This is a genomic window from Phenylobacterium sp. (genome assembly GCF_036495085.1).
GTDB lineage: Bacteria > Pseudomonadota > Alphaproteobacteria > Caulobacterales > Caulobacteraceae > Phenylobacterium.
Window position 1 is genome coordinate 1 of record NZ_DASXNL010000015.1, and the last position, 8386, is coordinate 8386.

The window sequence follows — 8386 nt, forward strand, 5'->3', positions numbered from 1 at the left end:
CTCACGCTTCGGCCTGAGCCCGGGCGACCGGTTTGCGCCGTCCTCGCAGATAGCGGACGCCCCATACGATTCCCACGACGGCGATGATCGCGCCGGCGGCGATCAGCGTCCAGCGCCCCGCGTGATGACCGTGGCCAAGCACATTGTGCACGGCTTCGCCGAAAATGAACCCCGCCAGGGTGAAGGTGGTCGCCCAGATGATCGCGCCCAGCAGGTTGAGCACGGCGAACCGCCAGGCCGGCACCTGGCTGACGCCGATGGCGATCGGGCTGGCCACGCGCAGGCCGAACAGGAACCGGAAGGTGAGCGTGTAGCTGATTGGGAAGCGCTCGATGAAGCGCAGCGCCTTGGCGAAGGCGGCCTGCTCCTGGGCCCTGACCACAAAGCGGTGCGTGCGGAACCGCCGCCCGGCCACGAACAGGAGGTAATCGAGAATCCCCGACCCCGCCGTGGCGCTGAGCAGAACCAGCCACAGATGCAGGATATGCTGACGCGCCAAAAGGCCCCCGACGATCACCGCCGTCTGGCCTTCGAACGCCGCGCCCAGGAAGATCCCGATCGGCCCGTATTGTCGTAGGAATTCTTCCATCGCCTCGCCGAGCCCTGGGGAAAGGGCTCATAACACACCCCGCGCGGCGGTCAGTCGCTCAAGAGCGACGCAGCGACGTCACGCCGCGAGGCGGTCTCGGAAGCTCGCGCCCTCGTGCGCCAGCAGCCAGCGCTTGCGCGGCAGGCCCCCGCCATAGCCCGTGAGCGAGCCATTGGTTCCGATCACCCGATGGCAGGGCACGACCACGGCCACCGGATTGGCGCCGTTGGCCAGTCCGACGGCCCGCACCGCGCTCGGCCGGTCGATCCGCCTTGCGAGCCCGGCATAACTCAAGGTCTCGCCAGGCGGGATGGCGCATAGCGCATTCCAGACCTTCAGCTGGAATTCCGTGCCCGAAGCTTGCCACGGCACGTTCTCCAGCGCGCGCGCATCGCCGCCGAAGTAGGCGTGGAACGCGCCTCGCACCGGCGGCCCCGCCCGCCCCTCGACGAGCTTTGCCTTGGGATAGTGCCGGCCGATCCAGGCCAGCATGGCCGGTTCGTAGTCAGTCCAGTTGAAGGCGCGAAGGACCCCGCGCTCGTCAGTGACAAGCAATGCCGTGCCGATGGGCGTTGTCAGGCGGTCGACTGACAGGGTCTCAGGCGGCGCGTTGTTGATCGGCATCGCTCTTCGTCCTTTTCATTTCACTCGACTTCGAAATCAGTCCGGCGTCGGCCGCCCACAGATGCTGGGCGGCATAGGCCCGCCAGGGCCGCCAGGCTTCAGCCCGTTCAAGCAGCGCAGCCGGCGTCGGGCGGGTCCCGGTCTCCCCGGCCATGCCGCGCAGCAGGCCGATGTCGGCCTGCGGGAAGGCGTCCGGCTCGCGAAGCTCGCGCAAGGCGATGTACTGCGCCGTCCACTCGCCGACGCCCGGAAGCGCCCTCAAGGCGGCTATGGCGCTCCCGAGGTCGGCGCGAGGGGTGAATATCGCCGGATCGGCCGCGACCGTGCGGGCCAGCGCCTCCAGCGCAGCACCGCGGGCCTTGGGCATGCCAAGCGCGGCGATGTCCTGACCGATCAGCCGCTCCGGCGTCGGGAAGGCGCAGGTCAGACCAAGGTTCGTCGCGAAAGGTTCGTCGACCCGGGCGCCGTAGGCTTCCACCAGCTTTGCGGCCAGGCCGCGGGCGCCGGTGACGGTGATCTGCTGGCCAAGGATTGCGCGCACAGCCAGTTCGAAGCCATCCCAGGCGCCCGGAGCCCGCAGGCCCGGCCGTGCAGCCACCAACGGCGCCAGCGCCGGATCCTGGCTGAGATGGTCGCCGATCAAAGCCGGATCCGCCGTCAGGTCGAACACCCGCCGGATACGGGCGATCACCGCCGGCAGCGCCTGGACCTTCGGGAAGCGGATTTCCGCCACCAGGAAGTCGCCGGCGCCGGGGGAGACGCGCACGACGCCCAGCGCTCCATCCACCGACAGCGTCCGGGCGTAGCGGCGTGGTGAAACGGCCTCCACCCCCGGGATCGCCCGAGCGCCGAGGAAGCTGATCATCGCGGCCCAATCGTAGGGCGCACGGTAGGGCAGCTTGACGGTGATGCCGCTGGCCGCGGCGCTGGCCTCCTCGGCGCGGCTGCGTCGCAGTGCGCCCGGCGGACGGCCGAACAGCTGTTGAAAGGTCTCGTTGAACCGCCGCACGCTACCGAAGCCCGCGGCCAGGGCGACTTCGCCCATCGGCAGCAGGGTCTCCTGGATCAATTGCTTGGCGAGCAGAACCCGCCGCGTCTGGGCGACCGCCACCGGAGAGGCGCCCAGGTGCTGCCGGAAAAGCCGCCGCAACTGTCGTTCGCCGACGCCGAGGCGCGAAGCAAGACCATCCACGTCTCCTGCATCCATCGCCCCGCCCTCGATCAGCGCCAGAGCCCGCGAGACGGTGTTGGAGGTGCCCCTCCAGGCGCCCAGGTCGGGAGAGGACTCCGGGCGACAGCGCAGGCAGGGGCGGTAGCCCGCTTCCTGGCACGCCGCAGCGGTGGGGTAGAAGGTCATGTTCTGCGCCTTCGGCGTTCGGGCCGGGCAGATCGGGCGGCAATAGATGCCGGTTGTCCTCACCGCGCCGAAGATCCGTCCGTCAAACCGAGGATCGCGGGTCAGGAAGGCGCGGCGGCAGGCTTCGAAATCCATGTCCATGGCCGCAAGATGGGGGCTCGGGCGCCGGATGTCTCGCGGTTTTCGGACATCAATCGCGACACGGAAACCGGTCTGAGGGCTTGAACCTTTTTGTCATCCTTGGGGTTTAAATTATTGCGGCGTCCAGGGCCGTGCTCGACCATTATTCAGGTTACGTACAGGCCAGCGCGGTTAGGCCTCCCCATCCGCGACGGGGTTTGATGATTTTGTGGGCTGCAGTCTTTGCTGGACTGGCGCTGGTGGTTGCGGCCGCCGCGATGGCTGTCGCCATGGTCCGGGCGGAGCGTCGGGCGCGCCGGCGGCTCTATCAAGCGCTGGGGCTCGGCCATCAGGCGATCGACCTGCTTATGGCGCGCAACGGCGATGTGCTGTCCGAATTGTCCATACTGAGGAATTCGCAAGTCACAACGCATCCCGCCCCCGAGGCCGCCCTGGAGGCGCCCGCGCCGGTCACGGAGGGGGCTGCAGCGGCGGAGGGTTCCTTGACCCACTCGGAGAGCGTCCTGGCGCCGCCGCGCGCCCCATCGGCCCCGCGCGCCTCACGACCAGTCGAGGCGCGGCCGCTGGCCTCGCGCCGGCGTCAGCCTTACTCCGGGCGTCATCGCCAGTTCTGAGCCTCGCGCGCCGCCGATAACCTGCGGATTCCGCTCCGAGATTAACCGCTTGATCAGCGGCGGGCAGCATAGTCCGCCGGCAGAAGGATCGGGGCGAAGGCGAAATGGCGTACGACACGGACGCCGCAGATCGTGAAGGTGCAAAATCGGCGTCCGAACGGCGTGGCCCCTTGCGTCCGGAGCGTCTGGCGAGCGCCCGTTCACGCCTGAGCGGCGGCGCCCTGGCCCGCCGGGTCCAGGTAAGCGATCTGGCGCTGCTGACAGCGGTGTTCGCCCTTAAGACGCTCGGCGATGGATTGGGCGGTTCAACGGCGCTGGTTTTGGCCGCATCCGGCCTGGTGGCGGCCACCCTGATCAGCTTTGACGCCTATCAGCTCAACGCCCGCGAGCGCCTCTACCAGCACATCTACAAGGTCATCGGCGCGGTCGGTGGGTCGGGGCTGATGCTGCTCACCTTTGCGTCCTTCACTGAGCCCGCCATGAAGGCCGCCAATATCCTGCACATCGTGGACTGGTGCCTTACGGCCGTGGCTGTGCTTTGCGCCTCGCACGTGATCTGGTTCAGCTACATCAGCCGCCTGCGCAGCCGCGGGTTCCTGACCCCGAACCTGATGATCGTCGGCGCCACCCCAGCCGCCCAGCGCCTGGTGGCGATGGCGCTTTCGCGCCGCAACGTGAACATCCTCGGCATCTTTGACGATCGCGGCGAGCGCGCGCCCAGGCACATCTTCGGCGTGCCGGTGCTTGGCCGCACCGCCGACGTCAAGAGCCACCGCCTGCTGCCTTACGTAGACCGCATCGTCGTGGCTGTGCCCTCCGGGGCCACCGCGCGCATCGCCCAGCTGATCGCCGAACTCGCGCCCTGCCCCAATGACATCAGCCTGCTTATGGACGGCTTCGACGCCGCCAGCGAACAGGCCGCCCAGGACCGGCTCCTCGACATGCCTCTGGCCCACCTTTCCGGGGTCCGCCGCGGCGCAACCCAGGCCGGACTGAAGCGCGCGATGGACGTGGTCCTTAGTGTCGCCGCCATCGTCGTGCTGGCCCCGGCGCTGGCGGCGATCGCGGTGGCCATCCGTCTGGACAGCCCAGGTCCGGTGTTCTTCAAGCAGCGCCGCCACGGCTACATGAACGAGGAAGTGCTGGTCTGGAAGTTTCGCTCGATGCGGGTCGAGATGACGGATCACACCTCAGCCCGCCAGGTGAGCGTCGACGACGAGCGGGTCACCCGCCTCGGCAGGTTCCTGCGGCGCACGAGCCTCGATGAACTTCCTCAACTGTGGAACGTCGTCCGCGGCGAGATGTCCCTTGTGGGACCAAGACCCCACGCCATCGGCATGCTCACCAACGGCGCGGAAGCCTCGAAACTCGTCGAAACCTACGCCCACCGCCACCGCATGAAGCCTGGCCTTACGGGCTGGGCGGCGGTCAATGGCTCGCGCGGTCCTGTCGACACCCCCGAGGCGGTTCGTCGCCGCGTCTCCCTCGACCTGGAATATGTCGAGCGTCAGTCGATCTGGCTCGACCTGGCGATCATGGCGCGAACCCTGCCCTGCGTGTTGGGCGACACCCAGTCCGTGCGCTAGCAACCCGCAAGATGCTGTCGCCGCCATCGAACAGCCTCACCGCCGTGGGAGCATCCCCGTTGACGCCGCGCGCGGCCGGGCGGAAAGCTTCACCATTGGCGGTGCGCGTCTGGAGGTATCTGCAATCGACCAACGGCGCTCAGAGCCCGTGCCCGTGACCGAGCTGGCCACCCCCTCAGGCGGCTCGCGGGCCCGGTTGGCCGGCGCGCTGCGTCAGGTGATGGACCTGCGGCGCTCGGCTCAGGCCGGCAAGGCGTTGCGCGGCGGCGCCTGGTCGGTCTCCGGTTACGGCGTCCAGACCGCGCTCAGGTTCATCTCGCGGATCGTGTTGGCCAAGCTCCTGGTGAACGCTGCGCCCCTGGGGACGGTGGCGGTCATCACGACGATCCTCATGGGCCTGGAGATGATCTCGGACCTCGGGATCAACATTAACATCGTCCAGCATCGCGACGGCGCTGATGCCCGCTTCCTGGGCACAGCGTTTTCCGTCCAGGCGATGCGGGCTGCGGCCCTCTACGTTTTCGCCGCCGCCATGGCGTTCCCGGTTTCCTGGATTTACCACGATCCCCAGCTCGCGCCGCTGCTGCTGTTCGGCGCGACATCGATCCTGCTGCGCGGGTTCGCCAACCCTGGCCTGGCGGTCATGACCCGTCGGGTGGACCTTCGCCGACCGACGATAGTCACCATCGTCTCGGAGATCACCGGATTCGCCGTCACCGTGGCCTGGGCGCTCAAGCAGCCGTCGGCCTGGGCGCTGGTTGCGGGGGCCGTCGCGACCTCGGGGGCCTACGCTCTGGCCTCGCAGTTCGCGGGCCCAAGGGTGAAATTCGACTGGGACAGCGCGGCCGCCCGGGGCATCGTCCGGTTCGGCGGCTGGATCATCCTTTCGACGGGCACCTACTTCCTCTCCAGCCGCGGCGAAGTCCTGCTGCTGAAGGGGTCCGTTCCGGACGTCGAATTCGGCTGCTTCGCCTTCGCCTCCATGCTGGTGACCACGCCGCTCAGCGCCATCACGCAGCTTGGCTCCCAGGTGTTGTTGCCGATGATGGCCAGCTGGATCCGCGAGGATGCCGCAACCGCCCAACGGCAATTCCGCCGGGTGAAATGGATGTTCACCGCGCTCGCGATCTTGATCGCCTGGGGCGCGATCCTCCTGGGCCCTGTGTTCGTCGGCCTGCTTCGCCTCAATAAGTCGTACGCCGCTCTCGGCTGGATGGTGCAGTTCCTTGGCTTCCGGGCCGCAGGCGACGTCTTCGCCCTCCCCCTTGGAAGCAGCCTTCTGGCGTCGGGGGCCTCCCGCTACGCCGCGTTCGCCAACGTGGTCCGCCTGATCATCATGGTCGTAGGCCTCCTGCTTACCGTCCACATCTGGGGCCTGCACGGCGCGATCTGGGTGCTCATAGCCGCCCCGCTGGTGTCCTACACCGCGCTGTTGCCCGGCTTGCGGCGACACATGCCGGGAACCCTCGGCCTGGAAATCGCCACGCTGGCGATCTACTTCGCCGGCGCCGGGGTGGCGGGGCTGCTGGCATTGCTGATCGGCGGCTCCTGGAACGGCATCGGCCTGTGAGCGTCGAGGCCCCCGGGACCGCAAGGTCTCGCAGCGCCGTCCAAGCGGGCGCAGTGGATGTCACGGTGCTGATCTGCACCCGCAACCGCGCCCAGCAGCTCAAGAACGTGCTGGAAACGGCAACCTGCATGCGCATCCCGGAAGGTCTGCGCTGGGAGCTGGTCGTGGTCGACAACGGCAGCTCGGACAACACCTCCGAGGTCGCCGCAGGCTTTGGCGGCCACTTGCCGATCCGGGTCGTGAGGGAGGACGCCCCGGGCCTGTCGCACGCGCGCAACCGCGGCGTCGCCGAGGCTGCGGGAACCTATATCTGCTGGACGGACGACGACGTGCTCATCGATCCGAACTGGCTTTGCGCCTACGTCGAGGCGTTCGCGCGCCATCCGGAGGCTGCGGTCTTCGGGGGCGAGATCATTCCGGTGCTCCAGGGTCCGACGCCGAAGTGGTTCGCCAGGCTGGCTGACCAATGGCCGCTGACCACGCTGCTGGCGAAACGGAACTACGGTGAGCAGCCTATCCGCCTCGGATTTAAGGAGGGTGTCATTCCCTGGGGCGCCAACTTCGCCGTGCGCGCGGCCGAGCAGCGCCAGGTTCGCTACGAGGCCGCCTTGGGGGTCTCGCCCCTGCACCGCCGGGTGGGTGAGGAAACCGAGGTCGTCTTCCGCATCCTGCAGTCCGGCGGCGTCGGCTGGTGGGCGCCTGGGGCCAGGGTCCGGCACATCATTCCGACCCAGCGTCAGACGCTGAGGCACTTCTACGAATACTTCCAGTCTTACGGCGAGACCGCCGCCTACATGGAGCGCGCCTGGCCGGCGGCGCACCACATGGCGTGGAGCACGCGTGACATGCGGAGGGTCCGCGGCAGCGCTCTCAGCCTCTACACGCGCGCCGCTGCCCACGGTGCGATGTTCATAGCCGCGCGGCTACTGGGCGCAACGCGGCGCAGTCTGCAATTTCTCATGATCGCCGGCATCCACATCGGCGCGGCCCGTATCGCCGGCTCCCGCGTCGCCCTGGAAATTTCCGAGCCGGCCGAGGGGAAGGGTCTATAGCGGCGAAGCGCGCACGAAGACCAGGTTCTCGCCCGAAACCAGCATGTCGAACTCAGGGCCCATCGCGGCGCGAAACGTACGGCTCGAGCCCTGTCCCGGCAGCATCCAGTCGTGGGGCTCGATGATCAGGACGGTGGTCTGATCGATCCAGTCCGTATCAGCTGCGAAGAGGTCGCTCTCGAAGCCCTCGATATCGATCTTGGCGATCAGCAACTCGCCGCTCGGCACACGCGCGAGGAGTTCGCTTACGGTGACGATCGGCACTTCGCCGCCGCGGATGGTCCGGGTTCCCCAGGAGGCGTCGGCCGCCACCAGGGAGACCGATCCGGGCCGGGCGCCGATGGCGGCTTCGATGGTCTCCACGTTCCGGGCCCTGGTGTTCAGGCGGCAGAGGTTGGCGTTGGCGGGGTCCGGCTCGACGGCCAGGATCCGCGCGGCGGGAAATTCGTTGGAGAACCAGATGGATGCCGCGCCGATGTTCGCACCGGCGTCGATGATCACGGGGGTTGCGCCTGCGGCGATGATGCGCTCGTAGGCCTGCTTCACGGTGGCGTACTGCGCAAAGGGCTCCAGATCGTACTCGCGGGCGCCGAGGGTGTGCCAAAGGGTCGTCAGATCGCTGTCGGCGGGCCGGTAATAAAGTGGGCCGTGCTTGGTCTTCGCCTCGACGATTCCATCCCCGATGGACTTCCTCGAAAAGAGGTAGTTCAGACCAAGCGCCTTCACGTACATCCGCTCGCGCTTCAACCATTTGGCGCCGGGCATCAATCGAAGCTCCTTGCGGGGGTCCAGGCGCTTGGCCGGCCGATTCGGAACCCGGAAAAGCACTCAAGCTTACGCCAAATCCCCACAT

8 protein-coding genes are annotated in these 8386 nt (G+C 67.9%); 4 read left to right on the forward strand and 4 right to left on the reverse strand.

Annotated features, from left to right (window positions below):
• Position 1: 1 nt before the first annotated feature.
• The 3 genes from VGI62_RS02205 to VGI62_RS02215 all read right to left on the reverse strand — a co-directional run bounded on the left by VGI62_RS02205 (position 2) and on the right by VGI62_RS02215 (position 2705).
• Positions 2-589: a DedA family protein gene (locus VGI62_RS02205; protein ID WP_331502756.1), complete on the reverse strand. Its 588-nt coding sequence runs from the start codon at positions 587-589 to the stop codon at positions 2-4.
• Between the two features lie 78 nt (positions 590-667).
• A complete protein-coding gene (locus VGI62_RS02210; protein ID WP_331502757.1) occupies positions 668-1213 on the reverse strand; it encodes a methylated-DNA--[protein]-cysteine S-methyltransferase in 546 nt (181 codons plus the stop codon).
• Positions 1188-2705: an AlkA N-terminal domain-containing protein gene (locus VGI62_RS02215; RefSeq protein WP_331502758.1), complete on the reverse strand. Its 1518-nt coding sequence runs from the start codon at positions 2703-2705 to the stop codon at positions 1188-1190. The genes VGI62_RS02210 and VGI62_RS02215 overlap by 26 nt, the downstream gene beginning before the upstream one ends.
• 206 nt (positions 2706-2911) lie before the next feature.
• Between VGI62_RS02215 and VGI62_RS02220 the strand changes: the two genes are divergently transcribed.
• From VGI62_RS02220 to VGI62_RS02235, 4 genes are all read left to right on the forward strand, one after another.
• Positions 2912-3325 (forward strand): hypothetical protein, encoded by a 414-nt coding sequence (locus VGI62_RS02220; RefSeq protein WP_331502759.1) that lies wholly within the window; start codon positions 2912-2914, stop codon positions 3323-3325.
• A 104-nt stretch (positions 3326-3429) separates the two neighbouring features.
• The gene (locus VGI62_RS02225; protein WP_331502760.1) at positions 3430-4911 is read left to right on the forward strand and encodes an exopolysaccharide biosynthesis polyprenyl glycosylphosphotransferase; all 1482 of its coding nucleotides are present in this window, start codon (positions 3430-3432) and stop codon (positions 4909-4911) included.
• Positions 4912-5065: 154 nt separating this feature from the next.
• Positions 5066-6481 (forward strand): oligosaccharide flippase family protein, encoded by a 1416-nt coding sequence (locus tag VGI62_RS02230; protein WP_331502761.1) that lies wholly within the window; start codon positions 5066-5068, stop codon positions 6479-6481.
• A complete protein-coding gene (locus VGI62_RS02235) occupies positions 6478-7533 on the forward strand; it encodes a glycosyltransferase (RefSeq protein WP_331502762.1) in 1056 nt (351 codons plus the stop codon). The genes VGI62_RS02230 and VGI62_RS02235 overlap by 4 nt, the downstream gene beginning before the upstream one ends.
• Here the strand turns inward: VGI62_RS02235 and VGI62_RS02240 are convergent.
• Positions 7528-8298 (reverse strand): FkbM family methyltransferase, encoded by a 771-nt coding sequence (locus tag VGI62_RS02240; protein ID WP_331502763.1) that lies wholly within the window; start codon positions 8296-8298, stop codon positions 7528-7530. The genes VGI62_RS02235 and VGI62_RS02240 overlap by 6 nt on opposite strands.
• Positions 8299-8386: the final 88 nt, after the last annotated feature.